20 protein-coding genes are annotated in these 22,864 nt (G+C 44.2%); 12 read left to right on the plus strand and 8 right to left on the minus strand.

All coding sequences use genetic code 11. The annotated features are described in order from the left end of the window. Window positions 1-73: 73 nt before the first annotated feature. Together AND4_RS06010 and pncB are read right to left on the minus strand one after the other, a co-directional pair. The gene (locus tag AND4_RS06010; RefSeq protein ID WP_009842038.1) at window positions 74-433 is read right to left on the minus strand and encodes a hypothetical protein; all 360 of its coding nucleotides are present in this window, start codon (window positions 431-433) and stop codon (window positions 74-76) included. Window positions 434-883: 450 nt separating this feature from the next. Further along, window positions 884-2,194, minus strand: a complete 1,311-nt coding sequence (gene pncB, locus AND4_RS06020) for a nicotinate phosphoribosyltransferase (RefSeq protein WP_009842040.1) — start codon at window positions 2,192-2,194, stop codon at window positions 884-886. A 388-nt stretch (window positions 2,195-2,582) separates the two neighbouring features. On the opposite strand from pncB, the gene AND4_RS06025 reads away from it, so the two are divergent. The 4 genes from AND4_RS06025 to AND4_RS06040 all read left to right on the plus strand — a co-directional run bounded on the left by AND4_RS06025 (window position 2,583) and on the right by AND4_RS06040 (window position 6,085). Beyond that, window positions 2,583-3,308 (plus strand): NUDIX domain-containing protein, encoded by a 726-nt coding sequence (locus tag AND4_RS06025; RefSeq protein ID WP_009842041.1) that lies wholly within the window; start codon window positions 2,583-2,585, stop codon window positions 3,306-3,308. 30 nt (window positions 3,309-3,338) lie between these two features. Beyond that, complete coding sequence (locus tag AND4_RS06030; protein WP_009842042.1) at window positions 3,339-3,992, plus strand: nicotinamidase; 654 nt, start codon at window positions 3,339-3,341, stop codon at window positions 3,990-3,992. A gap of 246 nt (window positions 3,993-4,238) precedes the next feature. Beyond that, the gene (locus tag AND4_RS06035; RefSeq protein WP_009842043.1) at window positions 4,239-4,679 is read left to right on the plus strand and encodes a PTS sugar transporter subunit IIA; all 441 of its coding nucleotides are present in this window, start codon (window positions 4,239-4,241) and stop codon (window positions 4,677-4,679) included. Between the two features lie 11 nt (window positions 4,680-4,690). Next, window positions 4,691-6,085, plus strand: coding sequence for a fructose-specific PTS transporter subunit EIIC (locus tag AND4_RS06040; protein ID WP_009842044.1), 1,395 nt, complete (start codon window positions 4,691-4,693; stop codon window positions 6,083-6,085). A gap of 193 nt (window positions 6,086-6,278) precedes the next feature. Here the strand turns inward: AND4_RS06040 and AND4_RS06045 are convergent, their stop codons facing one another. The 5 genes from AND4_RS06045 to AND4_RS06065 all read right to left on the minus strand — a co-directional run bounded on the left by AND4_RS06045 (window position 6,279) and on the right by AND4_RS06065 (window position 13,056). After that, a complete protein-coding gene (locus AND4_RS06045) occupies window positions 6,279-6,710 on the minus strand; it encodes a VF530 family DNA-binding protein (RefSeq protein ID WP_043991520.1) in 432 nt (143 codons plus the stop codon). Window positions 6,711-6,874: 164 nt separating this feature from the next. Next, window positions 6,875-8,479, minus strand: coding sequence for an ABC-F family ATPase (locus tag AND4_RS06050; RefSeq protein WP_083796269.1), 1,605 nt, complete (start codon window positions 8,477-8,479; stop codon window positions 6,875-6,877). Window positions 8,480-8,682: 203 nt separating this feature from the next. Beyond that, entirely contained in the window at window positions 8,683-9,135 is a 453-nt protein-coding gene (locus AND4_RS06055; RefSeq protein ID WP_009842047.1) for a hypothetical protein, read from the minus strand. A 13-nt stretch (window positions 9,136-9,148) separates the two neighbouring features. Continuing rightward, the gene (locus tag AND4_RS06060; RefSeq protein ID WP_009842048.1) at window positions 9,149-10,822 is read right to left on the minus strand and encodes an LruC domain-containing protein; all 1,674 of its coding nucleotides are present in this window, start codon (window positions 10,820-10,822) and stop codon (window positions 9,149-9,151) included. 341 nt (window positions 10,823-11,163) lie between these two features. Continuing rightward, complete coding sequence (locus AND4_RS06065) at window positions 11,164-13,056, minus strand: methyl-accepting chemotaxis protein (RefSeq protein ID WP_009842049.1); 1,893 nt, start codon at window positions 13,054-13,056, stop codon at window positions 11,164-11,166. Between the two features lie 451 nt (window positions 13,057-13,507). Between AND4_RS06065 and AND4_RS06070 the strand changes: the two genes are divergently transcribed. From AND4_RS06070 to AND4_RS06105, 8 genes are all read left to right on the plus strand, one after another. Then, window positions 13,508-14,008 (plus strand): DUF2799 domain-containing protein, encoded by a 501-nt coding sequence (locus AND4_RS06070; protein WP_043991499.1) that lies wholly within the window; start codon window positions 13,508-13,510, stop codon window positions 14,006-14,008. Between the two features lie 339 nt (window positions 14,009-14,347). Beyond that, on the plus strand, window positions 14,348-16,525 hold the full coding sequence (locus AND4_RS06075; protein ID WP_009842051.1) for an FUSC family protein: 2,178 nt from the start codon (window positions 14,348-14,350) through the stop codon (window positions 16,523-16,525). 10 nt (window positions 16,526-16,535) lie between these two features. Then, window positions 16,536-18,191, plus strand: a complete 1,656-nt coding sequence (locus AND4_RS06080; RefSeq protein WP_043991500.1) for a TolC family protein — start codon at window positions 16,536-16,538, stop codon at window positions 18,189-18,191. After that, window positions 18,191-18,394, plus strand: coding sequence for a DUF1656 domain-containing protein (locus AND4_RS06085; protein ID WP_009842053.1), 204 nt, complete (start codon window positions 18,191-18,193; stop codon window positions 18,392-18,394). The genes AND4_RS06080 and AND4_RS06085 overlap by 1 nt, the downstream gene beginning before the upstream one ends. Before the next feature lie 12 nt (window positions 18,395-18,406). After that, complete coding sequence (locus tag AND4_RS06090; RefSeq protein WP_009842054.1) at window positions 18,407-19,294, plus strand: HlyD family secretion protein; 888 nt, start codon at window positions 18,407-18,409, stop codon at window positions 19,292-19,294. Window positions 19,295-19,312: 18 nt separating this feature from the next. Next, a complete protein-coding gene (locus tag AND4_RS06095; RefSeq protein ID WP_009842055.1) occupies window positions 19,313-19,999 on the plus strand; it encodes a potassium channel family protein in 687 nt (228 codons plus the stop codon). Further along, window positions 19,992-21,152, plus strand: a complete 1,161-nt coding sequence (locus AND4_RS06100) for an AI-2E family transporter (RefSeq protein ID WP_009842056.1) — start codon at window positions 19,992-19,994, stop codon at window positions 21,150-21,152. The genes AND4_RS06095 and AND4_RS06100 overlap by 8 nt, the downstream gene beginning before the upstream one ends. A gap of 199 nt (window positions 21,153-21,351) precedes the next feature. After that, window positions 21,352-22,008, plus strand: a complete 657-nt coding sequence (locus AND4_RS06105; protein WP_009842057.1) for a DUF2057 domain-containing protein — start codon at window positions 21,352-21,354, stop codon at window positions 22,006-22,008. Between the two features lie 72 nt (window positions 22,009-22,080). On the opposite strand, the gene AND4_RS06110 is transcribed toward AND4_RS06105, so the two are convergent. Beyond that, window positions 22,081-22,845 carry a ferredoxin--NADP reductase gene (locus tag AND4_RS06110; RefSeq protein WP_009842058.1) on the minus strand — a complete coding sequence of 255 codons (765 nt, stop codon included), beginning with the start codon at window positions 22,843-22,845 and terminating at the stop codon, window positions 22,081-22,083. Window positions 22,846-22,864: the final 19 nt, after the last annotated feature.

A 22,864-nucleotide genomic window follows, 5' to 3' on the forward strand; every position in this document is an offset into this window, starting at 1 on the left:
GGTATAGTAAGTCATGGGCTCAAATCCACATCAGGATAAATTGATGCTCTGGTCATAAGACAGTTAAAAGCGCTCAAGCTAAATTAAGAAAAAGTTCATCGTCCGTTAGGTATTTAAAACGGTGGCTATGGCTACGCAAGTGCATAAACATAAAGTCAGGAAAACCTGGCGCAATGATACTGTTTGGCTCCCAGAAAATGCCTCCAACAAATACATAACGACCTTGCTTTTCATCACTATGCAAAGGGTTGTTAATTGGTGTTGTTAGCTCTGCACGACAACCTTCAACGACACAAACAATCTGCCCTTTGTAAATGCCAATCACACGCTTAACAAGGTTCGCTTTAATACCACATTTCCAAACTTGGCGCGTAGCCCATTCATAGCCGAACTTATTGATCGCTGCTTTACGCAAATGTACAACCAAATTCATCGCTCATTCCTGATCTGTTCTTTGCTTGTACTATAACCAAATCACCCTATCAGTTTGACGACATAAATTTATCGAAACCATAAAAGTTACAAACAAAAAATAAGAGCAGAAGGTAAATCTCTTTTTCTTGAATGATTTTTAGGATTTTTCTTACGCAAAAATCTGGAATACGCTGCATAAAATAATGATAGATTTATAAAAATAGACATGACTACATGGTGACGTATGGCTTTTGATGACTATTGGAAAAAGGTTCGAGAAAAGAATCTAAAGAGTGCAAACCTAGAAGGGCTTATTGTAAAGAAGGTACGCGCTAATACGGGCAGTAAGCGCCTCCCTTACCGCACGAAATGCGGAACACTATGTGAAATCAAATATAACGAAGTATGTGAGATACAAAAGGAGTGATGAAGTAACACCACTCTCTTTATCAATGGTTTCTTGCTTTTGTTAAGCATCGATGAGGAAGTTGTCACCTTCATTCTCAAGGCGGTCGATCAGCGCACGACACTCATCAAGATCGAGTGGCAACTCAAAACGACGTTTCAGATTCATCAAGAAGAATATGTCTTCACACATCGCTTTCTCTGGCTCATCACTAATCTTCGCTACCGGTGAGCCATTGCATGAAACCATTTTAATCACGATAGACAGCGGCTTGTAAGAGCCCCCCTTCGTGTTCACATAATCGCCCATATCATTCGATAATGCCGTACCAATACCAAAACTCACCTGAACGCGGCCTTGAAAGTGCTCACAAATATCCAGTGCTTGCTCGAAGTTCAACCCATCGGTAAATACCAAGGTTTTGGTCATTGGATCGATGCCGAGCTTTTGGTAATGCTCGATCATCTTTTCGCCCCATACGAACGGACAACCGCTATCATGACGCACACCTGCGTACGCATTACTCAACTGTTCATCAAAATCTTTTAAGAATGCATCAATACCAATAGTGTCAGTCAACGCGATACCTAACGCACCATTAAACACCTGCTGCCAACGCTGCAGCGCCACTCTTTGTGAATCACGAACATTCACCAACGCTTGGTGTCCCATAAACCATTCATGTGCTACGGTACCAATCGGTGCAAGATCAAGTTCTCTAGCCAAATGATAGTTGCTGGTTCCTGTTAAGCAATCGGGTAGCGCTTTGCTCAAATACTGTAACATTGAGCGCTGTGCTTGAAAGGAGAAACGACGACGAGTCGACATATCCGCAAACTTAAAATTGTAGATTTGACGACGTTCCAGCTCTGCTTTGAGATACTGAACTTTCTCTTCTAGGACAGATTGAAATTGCTCAACTGGAATCTCCGCCCAACGTGAGCGGCTGCGTACTTCAGACACAATGCTCATGATGATGGTTTCGTAAAGAATGGTTTCTTTCCAAAGACCACGAATGGTAATGCGTAGTTGGCTGTTACCAGCGGCCATCGTTTTAACATTGAAAGAAACGTCACGTTGAGGGTTAAAGCGAAATGAGTTTAAAGAATCAACAAATTCATGGCTCAGATATGGCGCTGCTCTCTTTATGTATTCAATTTCTTCTTTAGAAAACGTGATATCTTGCAGTTTAAGAACTTCTGCTTTCACCTCTGGCAATAATTCAGACAAGTCTTCCTCACTGCGAACGATGAATTTGTAGCAAGCCATTGCGTCAGGATAGAGCGCAGCAACGGCACTCATCATATTGACTTTGTAGACGTCAAAATCTAACGCACTTTGGATGATACGAGACAAAAATAAATTGGTGGTCATTCGTCGCCCTTCTATACACCCTTTTTTCGTTTATACCTAAATTCCCTCTACGTGGTACAAACCTTGTCCTATTGTTTTCGGCCAGAGTTGCTGGAAAGTTTGCAACAAAGCAAAATAGGGGTATATAACTTTTTGTTACTAACTAGATTGCGTAAACAATAAACACCCACTAGGGGTTTGTCAACTTTTGTTACTAACTATTAATTACAGCAAGGTTATTAAACGCGATATCGCGGGATACGTTTTGGCGACATCCAAAAAAGAAAGCCAACACATGCTTAAAATTACGTATTTACCATAAACACGTTTCTAACAATTAGTTACTTACCCATTGATTGGTTACTTGTTCTGCGCTAGATTATTGACAAATTATTCTCAGGGCAAAATCATGATCGTAACTGTCGACATCATTCCATTCAGGCTATCCGGCTGCGCTGATAAAGGGTTGGAGGTGTTGCTGATCAAACGTTCTAATCCAGAGCGCCCTTACCATGGTGTCTGGGCCCTGCCTGGTGGATTTGTGTTTGATAAAGACATGACCCGTGAAGGTGGACGTCCAGCTGATGAGAATTTCGAAGCGGCACGACGCCGTATCTGCCGCGAAAAAATTCACACCTACCCGCGTCACTTCAGTGAAGCCTTTGTCGACGGCGACCCAAAACGCGACCCTGAAGATTGGAGTCTGAACGTCACGCACTACGCCTTAGTTGACCGCAACAACAAGGAGCAAATTGATAATGCGGGCATTCCAGAGTGCCATCTAAAGTGGTTCCCGCTGCAAACTATCCTCGATGGTCAAGAAACCCTCGCTTTTGACCATCAGAAGATGATTAAAAAGGCATGGAAAAAGCTACGCGCTTCTATCGAATACACCTCAGTATTGCTGTTTGCACTTGATAAAGAGTTTTTGGTTGCAGACATCATAGCCGCCTACCAAGAATTTGGTATCGACATCAGCCGCATGACGATTAAGCGACGTTTGATCGATTCCTGTGTACTCAAGCCAACCAACAAAGTCGCCTCTACCAATAGAGGCAAAGGCGGTAAGCCAGCCATGGTATATACCCTAGCAAGCGACGAAGTGACCTTTTTTCAAAACTGCTTGCGTGGCTAGCGCAAGTTTAAAACAGACAAGGAGTCAGCCATGACTGTTCGAGTCAATTATCAAACCACTGCTGCAATCGACGTGGACCCAGAGAAAGGTTTTACTGAACTTTGCCCTGACGAGCTGCCAGTCAGTGGCGCATTAGACATCGTTCCACAACTGCTAAAGAACCACACCAAAGGCCGTCTGAAGCTTGTAAGTCGTGATTTGCACCCACCAAAAGCAGCATGGGACGCAGAATCACCAGCAAATATGCTTGAACCCGTAGGCCTACCCAATGTGGACATTAAGTGGAACCGCCACTGTGTACTCGGCACCACCGGTGTTGATCTGATTGATGGTTTACCACCTGTTTTGGAGTACGATTTCCAAGTAAACAAAGGCATGGACCCGGACGCACACCCTTACGGCATTTTTTTCCATGATATTGGAGATACTAAAACCACTGGCGCGAATGAGTTCTTAAAATTCAACCAAATCGACACCCTTGTGGTTGGTGGCTTGGCGCTCGATTTTTGTGTAAAAAAATCCGTGACTCAAGCTCTAGACTTGGGTTTCAAAGTGATTGTAAACCTAGCCTCTACTCGTGCGGTATTACCAGATACTATCGATGCAGTGATTGCGGAGATGGAAGAGAAAGGCGCCGTTTTTGTCGACAGTGCGGATGACATTATCGTGGAATATCCTGCTTAATCTCCTCTTGAGGAACAAAAACGGCCCAGCAAAACTGGGCCGTTTTTTATCTTCACTATTAACTTTAAAGATAAACAAGACATAGCTCACAACTCAAATTCCCGAATAGGTTCTTGATATTAATGACCTCTATCACACTTAGCTCTCGGTGATACAAAAATATAGTTATTGGTTTTTTTTTACTATTTCAGAAAACCGTAACATTAATTAAATTTGTCTCACCACTTCAGCACCAATGAGTCAAAGATGATTACGCAACTCACTAATGTCAATTTAATAAAAGGCAACCTTCAAGCAAACAATAAAAAAGAAGTCTTTGAAGAGCTAGCGCAAATGCTATTCGAAAATAATCGAATCAGCAGCAAAAATAACTTTTTAACCGACATAGAGGCACGTGAAGTATTAAGCGTAACGTCAATGGACGGCATCGCTTACCCACACGCAAAAAGTAAAGCGGTTACAGAGCCTGCAATCGCTGTTGGCGTCAAGTACACAGGCATCGAGTATGGCGATGAAGAGGGAGTCAAGCCAACCGTATTCTTCATGATTGCTTCACCAGATAACGGTGCTGACCACCATATTTATGTTCTTCAAGAATTATTCGGAAAATTTAGCGAAGCGTTTATTGAAGGAATTCATAACGCACAAGACGAAAACCAAATACTAAATATTTTAATTAATTCATAAGGCGTGAAATTATGAGTACAATCACAGCTCAAACTAATAATAATAGCGATTTCAAAAAAATCCTAAGTACTATGAAAGGTCATCTTTTATTCGGTACTTCTCACATGCTTCCATTTATCGTTGCGGGTGGTGTACTGCTGGCGCTAGCGGTAATGGCATCAGGTAAAGGTGCGGTTCCTGCCGACGGTTTATTGGCTGATATTTCTAATATCGGTATTAAAGGTCTCGTGCTATTCCCAATTATTCTTGGTGGCTTCATCGGTTACTCAATTGCAGACAAACCAGCACTAGCGCCAGCAATGATCGCATCAGGCATCATGGCTGATATGGGCGGCGGCTTCCTTGGTTGTATCGTAGCGGGCTTCATCGCAGGTGGTGTGGTGTTCCAACTTAAGAAGATCCCTCTTTCTGCTAACATGACGGCGTTGGGCGCTTACTTTATCTACCCTCTACTTGGTACGCTTATCTCTGCCGGTATCGTTCTATGGGGTATCGGTGAGCCAATCAAAATCTTTATGGCTTCTATGAATGAATTCCTAGCTTCTATGGCTGGCGCTTCCAAAGTCGTTCTAGGTACGATTCTTGGCGGTATGACTGCGTTCGATATGGGCGGTCCAATCAACAAAGTAGCAACACTATTCGCTCAAACTCAAGTGGATACTCAACCATGGCTGATGGGTGGTGTTGGTATCGCAATCTGTACGCCTCCTCTAGGCATGGCACTAGCAACATTCCTATTTAAGAATAAGTTCACTAAACAAGAGCAAGAAGCAGGTAAAGCAGCAGCAATCATGGGCTCTATTGGTATCTCAGAAGGTGCTATTCCATTTGCAGCAAACGACCCTGTGCGCGTTCTTCCTTCAATCGTTGCTGGTGGTATTGTTGGCTGTGTGTTCGGCTTCCTAACAAACGTACTACTACACGCACCATGGGGCGGTCTAATTACAGCACCGGTATCAAGCAATATCCCAATGTATGTTGTGGGTATCGCACTAGGCTCACTAACAACAGCGGTTATCGTTGGCTTCTGGAAACCAATTGCTGAAGAAGAAGCAGAAGACGAAATCGCAGAAGCAGCACCTGCACAAGCGGCCCCAGCAGCAGGCGAAGGCGAGTACGACATCGTAGCAGTAACATGTTGCCCATCTGGCGTAGCACACACATTCATGGCAGCGAAAGCACTAGAGAAAGCAGGTGCAGCAGCAGGCCTAAAAATCAAAGTAGAAACACAGGGGCAAAACGGTATCCAGAACCGCATCACTGACCTAGATATAGCACAAGCGAAGTTGGTTATTTTGGCTCACGATATCCAAGTAAAAGATGCTCATCGCTTCGCAAAAGCAAACGTTGTGGAGTGTTCAACCAAAGAAGCGATGCGTAACGCAGCAACTCTCGTGAAAGCTTAAAATTTAAGCTGCACCCCTAGCTGAATTCAAACCGGGTGATGCGTTGCACTTCGTGATGACGGGCGAGCAATCAGAAGTGATGAAAGCGTGTCAGAGACACAACAAAAAAGCCAAACCGAGTGGTTTGGCTTTCAATATACAGTACTAATACCTAGGCTTTTCAAAGTGATTAAAGCACCTGTGGCGAAAACGCTTATCGGCGGCGGTTGTTAAAACGAGCGCGATCAGTACGCTGCTTAGACGAGCGTTCTTTGTGCGCAGAGGCAGCCTTCGCTTGTGAAGCCAGAATCGATTCAACCGTTAGTTCCATTGGCTCACGCGGCTCCAATCCATGGCGGAAAGTACGCGCACGTGGTGGCAGATTGAATTCGTATTCGGATGCCTTTGGCATGCGCTTGTAGCGGTATAGATAAAAGTTCTCTACACGCTCACGAGCCCATTCTGTTTTCTTCAGGTACTTAACACTACTTGCAATACTTGGCTTGGTGTTAAAACAGTTCATACGCATCGCCGTGTCGAGGATTTCCCAACCGTAATGATCAACCAGTTGTTGCAACATGTCTTCTAATTTAAGACCGTGCAATGGGTTGTTCTTTTGCAATTCAATGCGCTCTTCGTCGGTCATAAATTCATGGCTCATGAACGGCTCCTTAATTTAAAAGTGGCTGACTTTGTGCTCGCCACATTATCTTTGTATATTAATTCGTCCTAGCGAATACGCCATCACTGTTTTGTGTAACGGGTATGTCTTCTTTGCTGGTTCGCGACCGAATGCTTTAGCTACATTTGTTACGCTGCACTCAATACTTTTTGCTGGTGTGCCATGTACTCTTCAAATGTACCTTGGAAACTCACCAACTGTTGGTCTTTTACATCAATAATTGAAGTCGCAAGTGATGAGACAAACTCACGGTCATGACTGACAAAAATCAAGGTACCAGTGTAATCTTTTAATGCACTATTTAACGCTTCAATCGCTTCCATATCCATGTGGTTAGTTGGCTCGTCCATTATCAGTACGTTGATGTCTTGCATCATTAGCTTGCCAAACATAAGGCGGTTCTTCTCACCACCCGAGCAGTTTTTCGCTTTTTTGTTGGCGTCGTCAGCAGTAAATAGCAATCGACCTAGAATGCCACGCACCATTAGGTCATTATGCTTCACTGTCCGCCACTGCGAGATCCACTCAAAGATGGTCAAATCATTATCAAAGTCTGCACTGCTATCTTGTGGGCAATAACCAATAGACGCATTTTCAGACCACTTAACCACACCCTGAGTTTGCTCTAGTTCATTAACGAGGCAACGCAGCAAGGTGGTTTTGCCCACACCATTTTCACCGATGATTGCAAGGCGAGTCCCCGCCTCTAAAAGTAAGTTACCTTTAGTAAACAATAATTCATCATCAAAAGCGTGGCCAAGATCTTGCAGTTCTAACGCTAAACGATGCAGCTTCTTACCTTCACCAAAATCAATCGATGGGCTAACACGGCTGCTTGCTTTCACTTCGTCTAGTTTAATTTTGTCCATCTTTTTGGCACGAGAGCTCGCTTGTTTCGCCTTCGATGCATTCGCACCAAAACGGTTTACGAAATCTTGAAGTTCGTTGATTTCAGCGGTTTTCTTTGCGTTAGAAGCCAGTAACTGCTCACGACGAAGACCAGATGCTTCCTGGAAGTACTCATAGTTACCTGGGTAAATACGCAGTTCGCCATAATCAATGTCTGCCATGTGGGTACAGACGGAATTTAGGAAGTGACGATCGTGCGAGATAATGATCATCGTACACTTACGTTGATTTAATTCTTCCGCCAGCCAGTTAATGGTGTGAATATCCAAGTTGTTGGTTGGCTCGTCTAGCAACAAAATATCTGGGTTAGCAAACAGCGCTTGGGCCAAAAGCACACGCAGTTTCCAGCCCGGCGCAACTTGTTGCATTAAACCAAAATGAAACGCTTCTTCAATACCCGCTTGCAGTAAAATATCACCAGCACGGCTTTCCGCTGTATAGCCGTCCATTTCAGCAAACTCACTCTCAAGTTCAGCGACTTTCATGCCGTCTTCTTCGCTCATTTCTGGTAGAGAGTAGATACGGTCGCGTTCGCGCTTCACTTCCCACAATTTGCGGTCGCCCATGATCACGGCATCAATCACGCTGTATTGCTCGAAAGCAAACTGGTCTTGGCTCAATACGCCCAGTTTTAATCCCGGTGTCAATGAGACGTTACCCGAGCTTGGTGTAAGTGCGCCACTCAGGATTTTCATAAATGTCGACTTGCCACAGCCGTTCGCGCCAATCAGACCATAACGGTTACCGTTGCCAAATTTAGCAGAGATATTTTCGAACAGTGGCTCGGCACCAAATTGCATGGTGATATTGTTTGTACTAATGATAAAGGCGTCCTCGAAGGAAGTTTTTTAATAACAAGCTCTTAATTCACTCTCGAGATACGTCAAGATAAGGGCATATTGAAAGTGGCCACCATTCTATCTGATTCGCTCATTAGGTGATATAGATCACGCAAATGTTACGAAGAATTTTTACCAAAAAAAAAGCATGGTATTAACCCATGCTTTAAATAGTCGAAAAAATTGGGTTAAAAATCGAGGTGGTAATTGTGGTTAGATTGATCCAACGAAATCACCAAGTTTTGCTCACGCTCATTTGCGCTCATCGGCACCCATTGCGCGTAAAGCTTGGTCCAATTGCTATTCACCTTCAATTCGATCTGATTAGTTCGGGTTGGGTATACCGTTGTGATTCGCGACAAGGGATCACCAATCTCAACGCCGTTCTCAGTAGTAAATGCAGCTCTAGTGTATAAATGCAGTGCGCCATCGGAGGAACCTTGATAGTCCATAGACAGCGTAATTGTTTCACCGACGTCAAAAGAAAAGTCTCTTTGCGCGACGATGTCTTTTGTTGTTTGAATTGGCGCGACCGATGCCTCTGGGGCAGGAGAAGGAGATCCACTGCCTTCCCCTCCTCCACAGGCAACGACGAGTGGTATGGCAAAAATGACGGTCAGCGATCTTAAGAAAATATTCATACCATGCTCCTTGTTACTCTGTTGCAGAGATAACTTTGCCGTTTACTGGCACGTTATACCAATCCGTATCAGTATCACCGTTATTGCTCACCCACGTAGAAAAGCTCGTGTAAGCATGACTAATATCGGTCTGTTCAACAGGATGATCCCATTCGTCACGAATGTTTAACGCCCAGGGCATATTGTTACTCGTCAGGAAGTATTCCGTCCCCCCAGTATCATCGTCATGCATTCTGAAAAAGCTACTGTTCATTGTACTCGTACCACCAAATTGCTTGAAATGTGTTTGCCAAGCCATCCCCGGGGGCGTTGCGGTAAAATCCCCATGATAAGTATCGTCAGCCGCGAAAATAAAAGAGTCATATGGTGGGTATCCGATACTGTCTCGAGACACGGGCGTGGTCATTTCAACCACCAATTGAAACCTTAAAACACCTGTGTTTTGTTGCGCCAAACAGCTTGTCTGCGTTCGGTAAAAAGTACAGGTCTGAGAAAGAACACCGACATCGTTCAAATCGTCCCGTAAATTATCGGAGACCATTAATATTGTTTCACTACCAGTCTGAAGCACCGTATGATCCACCGCAACATCGTTTCGAGTCAGCGTGACAGACGCAATGTTGGCTGGATCAACATTGGGGAGCTTGACTGCGAAGCCATTCGAGAACCCTGCCCCCATTGCCTGAAGCGTATAGTCAACGGTGATCGTTTTCAATTCACGTTGACCGTTCAGCAACTCAGTCACCCGATAACGCCACACCACATCATTAAAGTCATAGTCACCCATCAGCGGCCAGCGATCTTCAAACGCCATGGTGGCGTAGGTGTCAGAGCTTGGGTATACCGATGTCACCGTTACGTCTGGGTCATTTTCTTGAACCAGTACTTCGTATTTCGAGTCTGTGGTGCCATCTGGATTTACACCATCAACAGCGATAAATGGCGTCACCTCTACTGTAAAAATCAAATCATTGAAATCATTGTCACCGCTAGGACGTTGTATATCCTCAAAACCCAGCACCAAGAACTCATTCTCAGTGTCTAGAAACGCGACATTGTGCCTACGGTAGTCCGCAGTCGTTTCTGGGTTTAGACTCGATAGGCTGTAGAAAGGTGTATTCCAAGGACCAAGGTGAGGAATCGTGTTGTAAGTACTCACATACCAACCATTCGGGATCAAGAAGAACCCGAGAGTTTGGCCTGCTGTTAACTGAATATCCAAATCAATACTATCCCCCTCTTCCATATCACCATCAGGGGCTTTGGATGCATTCGGGAAAATCACCACATGAGCGGCTATATCATCTTTCGTTGCGGGTGGGTTGTTGGTGTCATAGACAAAATATCCAAGTGTATTCCGATATCCCGCCCCTTCATTGAGAAAAGTTACCGATGCAGTTGCGTACTCAGCACCATCGAGCTCGTCATCGATATCTATATTCGAATAGCGTTCCGGCGCTATGAATGCACTGTTGACATAGGTGGCCTCAGGAAGCATTGAATATACATTTGACAGGGTGTCTTGAGGCAAAGTGCTCGCAATAGACGTTGCCTCTAATGGTTTGCCCTTTATGGTATAATTTGAGCTATCACTACCTGACTCGAATGATAAATCGCTGGTAGTGAGCGCGTATGCGGACATCGATACACAACAGTTCACCATCGCAATAAGTTTCCCTGCCTTCATGTTGTCTCCCCAGTCAATTGAATCGCTCTAGTGAAGAGATGACGCAAATATGGTGCCGACTTTACTCCTTTGGAAAACATGAGCTTATCTTGGTTTTTATATTATTCTCATTTTGAGAATTAAGCTGATAAGCAAAGTGATTATCAAGATAAAAAGAAGAGATGAGGTGTTTAACTTTAGAGGGTTACACGATCAAATGGAGTCAAACCAATAGGTTATTGAACTAATCTCGTAATAACGGAAATAGTTTAGAGAGTGTTAAAGAGGATATGTTTAAGAAATAATATACTGAGAGGGCAATGTTTGGAGGGGGTAGCCCCCTCCAAACGCTAGTATTGTAGTTAACTGTTAAGCTTAAACGTACTAACTGCTTTTGTTAATTTTTCGGAAAGTGCGATAAGTTCCGCAGCCTTCTCTTGGTTCGAAGATGACAAGCTGTGTGTTTCTCGAGCCTTATCATTGACATCAACGATACTCTGATTGATTTCGCCCGCGACAAGGGTTTGCTCTTCAGTCGCCGTTGCTATCTGCGTGTTCATGTCTTCAATAATGGTAATTGAATTCGATATTTCATTGAGAGAGGCCTGCGCTCTTTTCGCATTTTCCATTGTGATGTCAGAAGCCTCACGGTTGGTCTGCATCATCTCCATAGAACTGTTGGCTTCTTGTTGAAGTGAAGTAATAACATCTTGAATCTCGTTGGTACTCTGTTGAGTACGATTAGCAAGGTTACGAACTTCATCAGCCACCACCGCAAAGCCTCGACCTTGTTCACCAGCACGCGCAGCTTCGATTGCAGCATTAAGTGCCAACAGGTTGGTTTGGTCTGCGATATCTTTGATTACATCTAGCACGGTACCAATGCTCGAGGTTTTCTCACCAACAGTATTGATGACATCAGAGACTTCCTGAATACCTTGAGAAAGGTTCACAATACTATGATTAACAGTGTCGAAAGTTTGATTACCTGATTGCGTCTCCTGAGCAGCTTGCATAGCGGCTTCTGAAGCTCGGTGGGCATTTTGCGCCACTTCATCAACCGCAACGGACATTTCATTCATCGCTGTTGATGTTTGTTCGAGCTGCTCCATTTGCGAGGAAGAACTTGCACTCACACTATCTGCCGTGTTGGTAATACCTTCAGCAAACGTAAACAATTCATTTGATGAGTTGCGGATTGTCTCTATCGTAGCACTTAGCTCTGTGACCATATCGGTCACTGCCGCATTGATACCAACTACGTTACCCTGTTTTTGCTTAATCGCGGTAAAGTCACCAGAGGCCACTTTTGCTACGGTTGCTTCTATCTCGCTTGGCTCTCCACCAATTGGGCGATAAACCAAAACTTCGACAACGTAGTACACGCAGCCTGCGCAAATAAGCAATAGTATGAAAGAGGTAATCAAAGTTTCAGTGAGGTTATCATTTGAGTCTTGGTTTACATTGGATTCTTTGTCCCATGCCCATACACTCCAGCCAAGGTCACTGATCTTCGCACCTGACGCTAAGAATTCAGTATTTTGATAAACATATTCAAAACTTTCTTCTTTAGAAGTATCGCTATTTCTAAAAGCGGGAATTTCGTTAAAAATATTTTTTCCGATCAGAGATGAGTTCTGTGCTCCTAAAATAAAACCATCTTCACGGGCAACAAATATCTTGTTGTTCTTAGTTAGCTGCTTAGTAAACTTGCTGAGCTCCTCAACCGAGACATTAAGCGAAACAACACCAACAATTTTACCATGTTTATAGATAGGCTTTGCCAACGACATTACCTGACCGCCTGTTGTTGATGTGTAAGGACGAGTAATGGTCTTGTCCTTACCACTCATGCCTTCCAAAAACCATTCGCGTTGCTTGGTTTTGGCATTGAAGTTCTTAATCATGCCATTGGTTGTTGCTGAGTAAGAGGTCCCATCTTCTACAGCGAAGTAAACGTTGATAGAGTTTGTTACCTTTAACGCATGTTGGAGTATTTTGATAGCACTCGACGCGTCAACCTCACCATTCTCCTTGAATGGCAGCTCATTACTCACCAGCTCAAGAACATCGAAGTAGCGATTGATTTTCTGTTCAATCGTGTCTGCAATAAGTTGAGACTTGTAACCCAACTGTTTTTTATAACTTACGGTTGACGAATTTTCGAAATTCTTCCAACTAAAGAAACTTGTCGTCATGATGAGCATGACGGTCAATCCCATAATAGAAAGAATGATTTTTAGCTTAGCACTCATAACTCAATCCAATAAAATTAATGTTGTTTGATTTTTATTGCTTATAATCCTGAATTAATCCTAAATTAATCCTGAACATAAGCGAATATAACACTTATAAAACCCACATATAAGATCGGATTATTTTCTAATATTATAAATTTAATCAAAACGCGCCATGGTAAATGTGTCAATCAAAAAAGCATTCACCCTATCTATAGCTCTTGTCATTTTTTGTGAATTAGGTTCTCACAGGCAAACTGGTCTTACCTGTTTGATATAATTTTTGTTTATTTTGCCCCTTTCTGATTGTTAATCTTTTATCTTTAATAAATCCTTTAACTTTTTATATGCAACAATATTGTTATTTTATTTAGGTTTTTAGATATATCCAAGGAAGACAAAGACGTTTGGTTTAACAGCAATGACTTAGTTTACAAACGTGACAGAGATTGAAAGGGCACAATAGCAAATGCAAAGAAAACTCATCCCCCTAATGTTAATCACTATGTGCTCTGGCTGCGCCAGCATGTTTCACGAAGAATGTAAAATTGCGGATTGGTACAAGATCGGCTACGAAAATGGCTTAAACGGCAGCGCGCCTAGCATTATAGATGGCTATACCCAAGATTGTAACGAAGCTGAGGAGGCACTCAATCGGGCGCTGTGGAATGAAGGCTTCGATAAAGGCATCGGCCTTTACTGCTCTCCGGAAAATGGTTATACCGTCGGAAGTAAGGGCAAAGAATATTATGGCGTATGCTGCAACAAGTTATTTCTCGACAATTACCGATTAGGCAGCCAGATCTACCAACGTCAGCAACGTATCCAGCAAATCAATACAAAAATATTGATCATTGACAATCAACTAGCCAACCCCGACAAAGAAAATACTCATAGGTTAAAAGAAAAGAGAAAGAGATTAGCGGGTGAACTTTCACTGCTACTCACGCCAACCAATAATTCAATTTAGATCTCTATTTTCTAATAACCGCAACACCTAATTCAGCTCTAGGTGTCGTAGTTTAATGAACTCGGGCACTAATTTGAGTTCGATAATCCCTAAATTCACGTCTCAAAAATGAGATTGCTAGTAAAAGGCTTTTTGCTCATTTCTACCTCACGCCATATGTGACGAGGACTAAACAGCAATTTTAGCCCTTTAGCTTAATTTGATTTTGACAAAATATTCACAAACTATTCCTTTTCAATCGCTATATTCCGCCTCCACGATTTATTCAGAACGAAATCTTGATTATTGACTGAATGAATTCATCAGCACACAACCATACGCCCGAGCTAACCTGACATTATGAACGACAAAAGCAAATTCGCCATAAAAGTCGCGCTTAGCATGACTTTAGCTTACCTGATCCCGTTTGCAATGGGCTGGCCGCAAGCGTCTACGGCTGCGACTACCGTCATGCTGATCGCTTCGACGGGCAGCCGACGTGAATCGTTGGCAAAAGGTACTTTGCGAGTGCTTGGTACTCTGGTTGGTGCTGTGATTGGTTTATTGCTAGTGGGTATGTTTGCTCAAGACCGCATCATGTACATGCTCAGTGTCTCTGTGGTTGTGTCTTTTATTTTCTATTTCCGTAATGCCTATCAAAAAGACCCAACGCTATTGGCGCTAACTGGTGTGATGACATTGATGATGTCGAACGGTGGTGATGCAGAGGGCGCCTTCATGTATGGCGTTGATCGTGCCTACATGACCACCTTTGGCGTGTTGTTATACACCTTAGTCGGCACTTTTTTGTGGCCTTCAAAAACAGAACAAAACCTACGTCAGCTCATTGAGCAGTTAAATCAAGCGCAACAAGCGCTGTTTATCGCGATTTTAAACAACTTCGAAGAAAAACACGCTCGACAACAGGGTGTCGTTGCCGCTTCTGACGCGAAAGATGGTGAACAAGACAAAACACCAAAATCTATTATCGAAGACTTGCTGACCAAAGTATTTGCCGCACAAAATGCGTTGGATCAACGGTTCATAACCGTCAGTGCTGAGTGCAGTGACGTCTCAGCGTATATAAAAGAATGGCAACTCGCTGTTCATTTCAACAAACAAATAACTCAAGAGCTCAGCGTGGCAGCACACAGCCACTTTAGCCACCAGCAAGACCGAAGCTGCATCAACAACTTCGACCAAGCCGTTGAGGAAATTCAAGCGCTGTTCAAATCTTGCCAAGAAATGTGGGACAACGAAGGCCCTGCTTACCGCGCCCAAGAATTTAAGGTTGATTACAATCATAAAGCATTGTCAGACGCATCGCATCTTGTTAAAGGCTCCGCACTAACACTGGGTCACTTGCTCAAATTGATGCACAAGAGCTTATCTCGACTCACAGAGTGCATTAGCTGTATTGACTCTGTATCCAATCATTTATCGTTCAAACAAGAACTGCCGAAGCAGAAAAGTCATTTCCTATGGTGGGATGCTGAAAACTTCAAAACTGCAGTGAAAACCTTCACCACCTATTGGGTGGCCGGTTTAATCTGGATTTACTTTAATCCACCTGGTGGCTACTCGTTTGTCACATTCTCAACCCTGTTTATGTCACTACTGTCGTTTGTCCCGGTTCATCCATTGATGTTGCTGTTCTTGTTTACGTTTGGCTTTCTGTTTGCGCTGCCTTCGTACATGTTCATCCTGCCAGGGCTGGAATTCGGTGGTGAACTGGGCTTGTTCATTTTCATCTATACCTTTATCGGCTTTTACTTGTTTAATGGGCCTGTAACTATGTTCTATATGGTTGGCTTGTTTGTCCTTGGCCTCGCTAACAACATGACCTATCACTTTGGTATTCTGATGACGATCATGACCTTGTTTTATATGGTGGTTTTCATGATCATTTTTGCACATTATTTCCCATTCAGCTCTCGTCCAGAGCACTTATTCCTAACACTGAAAGAGCGCTACTTTAGGCACATTGGCGACCTATTTTCGAGCTGTCATGAGTCAGAATCAGGATTTAATAAGCTGAGACGCTCACTACATTTGGCGACACTGAATGTTTCCTCTAAAAAGCTCACCGTCTGGGGTTCAAAGATCAACCACAAACTGTTCGATAAAACACCCCCCGAAGCGGTTCGCGCCTTCAGCCAGTCTTGTGACACTTTGAGCAATCACGTCAATATTTTGATTGCGGCCGAGCAAAAGCTGTTAAGTAACCCCCTTATCAAGCAGTTACAAAGCACACATACCGATAAAATATTACCTCAAATGGCGAGTGCTTTAGCCAGCCATGAGGCGAGCGAGACACTCGACGCCGTGTTCGGACAACTCAGCCGGGATTATCAATCTTTTGAAAATCAACTGGAAGGCTTCTTTGGTCAGTTAGATTTATCTAACTACGCGGATTCTGAAATAGCTGGTTTTTATATCTTACTGAATTTAAGAAGAAACGTGTTTGAAGCAATCAATCAATGCAAGCAAACCTACGAGGATATCGATTGGGTGAACTTACGACAGAAACGGTTTTAAAGGTGAGGATATGATGCTTCTAAAACTAACTAAATCAAGCCTCGCTACACTCTCTGTACTCGGATTGAGTGCGTGCACGACTTTGGGTCCAGATTACATCCATCCAAAGCAATCCACCTTGCCAAGCAATTGGTCGGTAGAAAACTCGGCGCAAGATACGCAGCAATCCGATCAAAAATTACAGCAGTGGTGGCAGCAATTTAACGATCCCACGCTAAACCAACTGGTTAAGATGGCAAGCCAACAAAACCTCGACCTTGAGGCGGCTGGTTTACGTATTGTTCAAGCACGTTCGCTCTTGGGTATTTCAACAGGATTGCAGTACCCGCAAGCTCAAACCGTCTCAGGTAACGTCGCCAGAGCTTACGTCAATGACCAGGGTGTAAATAACGCCGCACTGTCGTTTGATGCAGGCTGGGAAATGGACATTTGGGGCAAATACGCACGTAACATTGAATCTGCGGAAGCTGGATATTATGCGTCGATTGCGTCTTACCATGACATCATGGTGACCATTGCAGCCGAGGTAGCGCGTAACTACATCAATTACCGAACTTTCCAAGAACGTATTTTGCTCTCTCGCCGAAACATCGAGATCCAACAGCGTGTGGTGAACATCACCCAAGTACAATTTGACTCCGGTAACGTAACCGAACTCGACGTACAGCAAGCGAAAAACCAACTCTTCAATACCAAAGCAACGCTACCCTCTCTTGAAATCGCGATGAAGCAATCGCGTACAGCATTGGCATTGCTCTTAGGTACGTTACCGGAAGAGATGGAGAGGCTATTGCAATCCGAGGGCTTCGCTCAACGTATGGCGAATTATGAAAGCCACTTTAAATCGTCCGGCAGGAAACCCGCTTTATCTGGCGGTGATGAACGCTCTATCGTACCTCGTCCACCTCAACTCGATAAAAAAATCGATGCAAACTTAGTGATGCGCCGCCCGGATCTTCAAGTATCAGAAATGCAGGCTCGCGCACAAAGCGCCAAAATTGGCATCGCCGAAACTGCACTTTATCCAAGTTTTTCACTGTTTGGATCTATCGGTATCGACAGCACAGTCCCCGAAGGAAGCAGCTTCAGTTTCAGTGATTCACTGACTATGGTGGCTGGTCCAGCGTTCAGTTGGAACATCTTCCAATACGGACGAGTGAAAAACAACATTCGGTTTGAAGACGCGCGTTTCCAAGAAACTCTCACCAATTACAACAAGAAGGTACTGCAAGCGGTCAATGAAGTGACCAGCGCACTGGAAGCTTACAACTTGTATCTCGAACAGAAGTCATTGCGCCTACAATCGGTAAATTCCTCGATTCGTGCATTCAATATCTCTATGACACAATACGAAAACGGTCAGATTTCATTTGAGCGTCTACTGAACTCAGTGGAGAAAATGACCCGCGCCGAAGACAGCTACGCCACCATCAAAGGCAACGTCGCGAACCAAGTTGTCGCACTCTACAAATCACTCGGAGGCGGCTGGGAAGCACAAACAGGCAAACCTTTCCTATCCGAAGCCACCGCTAAACAGATGCAAGACCGCAGCGATTGGGATGGTTTATTGGATGAAGAACAACGTGTACTGCCACCACTTCGCCTTAGCAAACCTTCAACTCAAAGCCTAGGAGACGATGTCCAGCAAGATAAGGAGTTGCAGTAATGCCACACGAGCTATCTTGGGGTGATGTTTACTTTTCACCGTTTCTGCTGGTTCTGTTTATAGCAATCACAGCGACATGGATAACGGTCATCATTATGAACAAGACGCGCTTGTCTCGTTTCATCGTATTTCCGTCTCTAACATTCATTGCCATCATGGTACTTTACGTGGTGGTTATCGACAGTTTTTATCTACAGTTTTAGGTGCCCAACAAGATGAAAAAACTATTCGTTATTGCACTCAATCTTGTCATTCTTGGTGGCGCGGCGTGGCTGGGCTATCAGAAGTTTGAAGAGTATTTTAACAACCCGTGGACCCGCGATGGCCAAGTACGTGCAAACGTAATCAAAGTCGCCCCTCGCGTCTCAGGACCTATCGTCAATGTCGCAATCGCGGACAACCAAGAGGTGAAGCAAGGCGACCTGTTATTTGAGATCGATCCGACCACTTACAACATTGCCCTCTCACAAGCTGAAGTTGCACTAGAAAAAGCCATCGTAAGCTCTCGCGGCAAAAAGATTGAATATGATCGTTTGAAAGATATTCGAGCTAAGGACCGGGGCGCGGTTTCTCACAAAGATCTCATTCGCCGTGAGATCACTTACCAAGAGTCACTACTGCAAATTAAATCAGCGAAGGAACAGCTTAAGTCTGCACGCCTAAATCTAAGCTACACCAAAGTTTATGCCTCGGTCGATGGATTCGTTTCAAACCTTGACATCCGTAACGGTACTCAAGCTGTAGCAAATCAGCCCTTGGTGGCACTTATCGACAAAAACAGCTTCTGGGTTTTTGGTTTCTTCCGTGAAAGTCAATTGGCACACATCACTCCTGGAAGTGATGCTCGCGTGACTTTAATGTCTCATCCAGACACCCCCATTTATGCGACGGTTGACTCAATTGGTTGGGGGATTGCTCCTAAAGACGGTACGGTCGGCTATAACCTTCTGCCTAACGTAAACCCTGTTTTCCAATGGATTCGATTAGCACAACGCATTCCTGTTCGAGTGTCATTGCATGACTTACCAGAGGGTGTTGACCTGCGATTTGGCCTTTCCGCTTCGATCATGGTGATGAAAGACTCATCACAAGAACAAAAATAGGAGTTAAAAAATAGAACCATGACTATTGGGAAAAAACTCAAAAACATCAATGAAGAAAATAACTTCTTCTATCTCACCTTAGCGCTCATCGGATTATTGATCGGTGGTGCGTTTGTGCAAGTCGTTGAAGAGGGTGCTGTGGAGCACCTACTGCAGGGTTTCACTATTGTCACCTTCATTGTCTGCATGGCGAGCCTTAGATTTGACAAAAACTGGTCGCGCTTTCTCTACACGTTACTTGTTACCTGGGTATTGGTGATCGTTATCAAGACCGCATTGGGTATTAGAGAAATGGATGTCGCGATGCTTGCGCTTACCTTCGCGTTCTTCTTTGGCACCTTCAAATCAATCGCAAGACAAATTCTCTTTACCGGGCATGTCAACACCAACAAAGTGATTGGCTCTGTTGCCCTCTTTTTGCTGCTGGGTCTGATGTGGGCGATAGCTTATCTCATTCTTCTTGAATTCTCTCCACATGCATTCACAGGAATGGAGGCCATCTCTTGGGGTCAGAACTTCTCAAATGCAGCGTATTTTAGTTTCGTCACCTTAACCACACTCGGTTACGGCGACATCAGCCCTCTAACACCATTAGCACAAGTCATTGTGTACTTAGAGGCCATCGTAGGTGTGTTTTATATGGCGATTGTTGTTTCAAGTCTCGTCAGTTCCAACATTGAACATCAGGTAAACAAAAATGGATAAACAATCGGAAAAAAATGAGAGTAAGGTTTTCATCAGTAATATGGTGGAATCCGCTATACGAATCGGCTTGGTGATAATCTTGCTAATGTTTACGTACGACATCATCAAACCTTTCATTCTTCCTGTGATTTGGGGTGCCATCATCGCCGTTGCATTGATGCCAATCTGTAAAAAGTTAGAGAAAGTGTACGGAGGCAAACGTGGTCTAGCCGCAACAACGATTGCCATTCTGGGCATCGCACTTTTAGTAACCCCGCTTGTCATGGTTTCGGGGTCTATTGTTGATGGTGCAACCCATGCACTAGAAGTTCTGCAAAACGGGGACATCAAAATTCCAGGACCAAAACCTTCTGTGGCTGAATGGCCTGTTGTTGGTGACAAGCTTTACGAAGTATGGACGCTGTTTTCAACTAACTTAGAAAAAGCAATTCAAACCTTCATGCCACAAATCAAGTCAGGTCTCACCTCTCTACTTGGTATGGTTGGTGGTGCTCTGGGTAGTTTACTACTTTCTATCCTCTCACTTGCGATTGCTGCAGGCTTTATGACTTATTCAGAGTCTCTAGCATCAGGCCTAAGCACCATTGCGGTTCGCACTGCTGGCGATAACGCTAAGAGCTGGACAACATTGATTGCTGCAACCATTAAGAGTGTATTACTTGGTGTCGTTGGTGTCGCTGCGATACAAGCGCTATTAATTGGTGCTGGCTTCTTCATCTTTGGTGTGCCTGCGGCAGGACTACTGACTCTGGTACTGATGATTCTGTGTATTGCCCAGCTCCCAGCATTGCTTGCCGTGCTTCCAGTCATTGGCTACATGTACATGACTAAAGACACAAGTACAGCAACCATGTTTACTGTCTGGGTTGTGGTCGCAGCACTGTCTGAAAACTTGTTCAAACCGATGTTAATGGGCCGTGGTGTTAGTGTACCAATGCCAGTCATTTTACTTGGTGCAATCGGTGGTATGTTGTTCTATGGCATCGTCGGACTGTTCTTAGGTGCGGTTATTCTTGCGATCTGGTACGAGCTATTCGTTTGGTGGATAAACATTGAAAAGGCACAACAGCAAGAAAAAGGGTTACAAGGCGAGGAGTTACGGGACGAGAGTCAAGAAGTGCAAACCAAACCTTGCCACAATGCCGGAATTTAATCCTCACCAACAAACCAAAAAATTGAAAACCGCTGCTTTTGCAGCGGTTTACGCAACTAAGCTCACAGTTTTATTGTTCGGTCTCCGATTCCAATGACGTTCTTGTTAAATTTTCAATCTTCTTACATTCGAGAGTTGCAATCAGATAATGAACGATGCACTCTCAATGACTATTAATACAGTGTTTAGGGTAAAAACAATGAAATTGATCAAGCCTTTAACTTGCGCGCTTGCTCTAGCAACGAGTGGCATGGCGTTTGCGGACGTGACAGTAACCGTTCCTGATGACGTTTCTATTTTGGCGGCTAATGGTGAAAAAGTGAAACTATCCGGCGGCTTCTTTGCTTCTGAACGATCACTGACTCTACCCGATGGCGTAAACCAAGTTGTGTTCCGTTACTCGCCATACTTTAGCCAAGGCAATGATCGCCTGAGCGTGGAAAGTGACGTTATCGTTGCTCGTTTCGGCGCAGCAGATGCGGAACTCACCCTAAACGTTCCAGAATACCGCGATCTTCGCCAAGCAGAAGACAAAATCAAAGATCTCGATTGGAAGTTGGTGGATGCGTCTGGCAAGGCAATTCCCGTCGATCAAGACAAGCTCATCAAGCCTGGTATGCAAATCGGTCGTGATTACGTGCGCGAAGTGGAAGCTTACAACAAGACAGGCGGCGCGGCGGTAGTCAGCATGGCTGCAACAGCAGTTCAGCCCGTCACTCTTCCAGCAAGCATGAAGCAAACAAAGCCTGCAATGATGAAAGCAGACTCAACAGCTGAAGAGATGCTGCATTTCTGGTACCAAAAAGCAGACGCTGAAACACAAGCGCGCTTTAAAAACTACATCAGCCAGCAATGAGTGCGCTGATATAGCCAGTTTAAATAGACCACACTCAGTGTGGTTTATTTATCGACTTAGCACCTCTAGCACCTACCAATATCTCTCGTAAATGATGTTACCGCCGGTACGAACTCGATACTTTTCTAAGCCCAGCTCTTGCAATACCAAAGACGTGTCTTTGATCATCTCAGGATTACCACACATCATCACGAAGCTTTTTTCTTTAGAAAAAGACAAATCAGCACGACTGACCAACTCACCAGAAGCAATCAACTCCGGAATACGACCTTGTAACTTACCAGCAATCTTATCTCGGCTGACTATCGGTACATAACGCAACCGACCCTCGTATCGCTGTTGAAGTTGATCAATCAGGTATTGGTAAACCAGGTCTCTTTCATGGCGAACACCGTGCACCAACACAATATGATCACAGTGCGGCAGCATGTTAATGTCGTCCAGCAATGAGAGAAAAGGGCCAACTCCTGTACCTGTAGAAAGTAGCCAAAGATCATTGGCCTGTTTTGGAATGATATCGTGGATTAGATCGCCGTGAGCACTTTCTCCTACGTAGATAATATCGCCCACTTGGAGCTGCTGTAGCCTCGGTGTCAATTGGCCTTCTGAGTTAGCGACGATTAAGAACTCAAGCCATTTAAACTGCTCACTAGGTGCATTGACTATCGAGTAAGCTCGGGTGATTGAATTGCCCTGTTCGTCGAACAAGGCGAGTTTGGTAAATTGTCCGGCTTTGAAGGAGAGAGGTGCACCGGAAACCCTCAGACTGAACAGCTCACCTGTCCAGTCAATACGTTGTTCAACTCTGGCGAGATTGAAACCTTTCAGTTCTGTCATTGGCCATCTCCTTTTGGTG

Source organism: Vibrio sp. AND4, from assembly GCF_000171815.1.
In the GTDB taxonomy this organism is placed as follows: domain Bacteria; phylum Pseudomonadota; class Gammaproteobacteria; order Enterobacterales; family Vibrionaceae; genus Vibrio.

What these genes read in the sequence shown, in the direction of transcription:
- AND4_RS06010 (WP_009842038.1), bottom strand. Translation starts at nt 433, where the DNA reads ATGAATTTGGTTGTACATTTGCGTAAAGCAGCGATCAATAAGTTCGGC.
- pncB (WP_009842040.1), bottom strand. Translation starts at nt 2,194, where the DNA reads ATGACCACCAATTTATTTTTGTCTCGTATCATCCAAAGTGCGTTAGAT.
- AND4_RS06025 (WP_009842041.1), top strand. Translation starts at nt 2,583, where the DNA reads ATGATCGTAACTGTCGACATCATTCCATTCAGGCTATCCGGCTGCGCT.
- AND4_RS06030 (WP_009842042.1), top strand. Translation starts at nt 3,339, where the DNA reads ATGACTGTTCGAGTCAATTATCAAACCACTGCTGCAATCGACGTGGAC.
- AND4_RS06035 (WP_009842043.1), top strand. Translation starts at nt 4,239, where the DNA reads ATGATTACGCAACTCACTAATGTCAATTTAATAAAAGGCAACCTTCAA.
- AND4_RS06040 (WP_009842044.1), top strand. Translation starts at nt 4,691, where the DNA reads ATGAGTACAATCACAGCTCAAACTAATAATAATAGCGATTTCAAAAAA.
- AND4_RS06045 (WP_043991520.1), bottom strand. Translation starts at nt 6,710, where the DNA reads ATGACCGACGAAGAGCGCATTGAATTGCAAAAGAACAACCCATTGCAC.
- AND4_RS06055 (WP_009842047.1), bottom strand. Translation starts at nt 9,135, where the DNA reads ATGAATATTTTCTTAAGATCGCTGACCGTCATTTTTGCCATACCACTC.
- AND4_RS06060 (WP_009842048.1), bottom strand. Translation starts at nt 10,822, where the DNA reads ATGAAGGCAGGGAAACTTATTGCGATGGTGAACTGTTGTGTATCGATG.
- AND4_RS06065 (WP_009842049.1), bottom strand. Translation starts at nt 13,056, where the DNA reads ATGAGTGCTAAGCTAAAAATCATTCTTTCTATTATGGGATTGACCGTC.
- AND4_RS06070 (WP_043991499.1), top strand. Translation starts at nt 13,508, where the DNA reads ATGCAAAGAAAACTCATCCCCCTAATGTTAATCACTATGTGCTCTGGC.
- AND4_RS06075 (WP_009842051.1), top strand. Translation starts at nt 14,348, where the DNA reads ATGAACGACAAAAGCAAATTCGCCATAAAAGTCGCGCTTAGCATGACT.
- AND4_RS06080 (WP_043991500.1), top strand. Translation starts at nt 16,536, where the DNA reads ATGATGCTTCTAAAACTAACTAAATCAAGCCTCGCTACACTCTCTGTA.
- AND4_RS06085 (WP_009842053.1), top strand. Translation starts at nt 18,191, where the DNA reads ATGCCACACGAGCTATCTTGGGGTGATGTTTACTTTTCACCGTTTCTG.
- AND4_RS06090 (WP_009842054.1), top strand. Translation starts at nt 18,407, where the DNA reads ATGAAAAAACTATTCGTTATTGCACTCAATCTTGTCATTCTTGGTGGC.
- AND4_RS06095 (WP_009842055.1), top strand. Translation starts at nt 19,313, where the DNA reads ATGACTATTGGGAAAAAACTCAAAAACATCAATGAAGAAAATAACTTC.
- AND4_RS06100 (WP_009842056.1), top strand. Translation starts at nt 19,992, where the DNA reads ATGGATAAACAATCGGAAAAAAATGAGAGTAAGGTTTTCATCAGTAAT.
- AND4_RS06105 (WP_009842057.1), top strand. Translation starts at nt 21,352, where the DNA reads ATGAAATTGATCAAGCCTTTAACTTGCGCGCTTGCTCTAGCAACGAGT.
- AND4_RS06110 (WP_009842058.1), bottom strand. Translation starts at nt 22,845, where the DNA reads ATGACAGAACTGAAAGGTTTCAATCTCGCCAGAGTTGAACAACGTATT.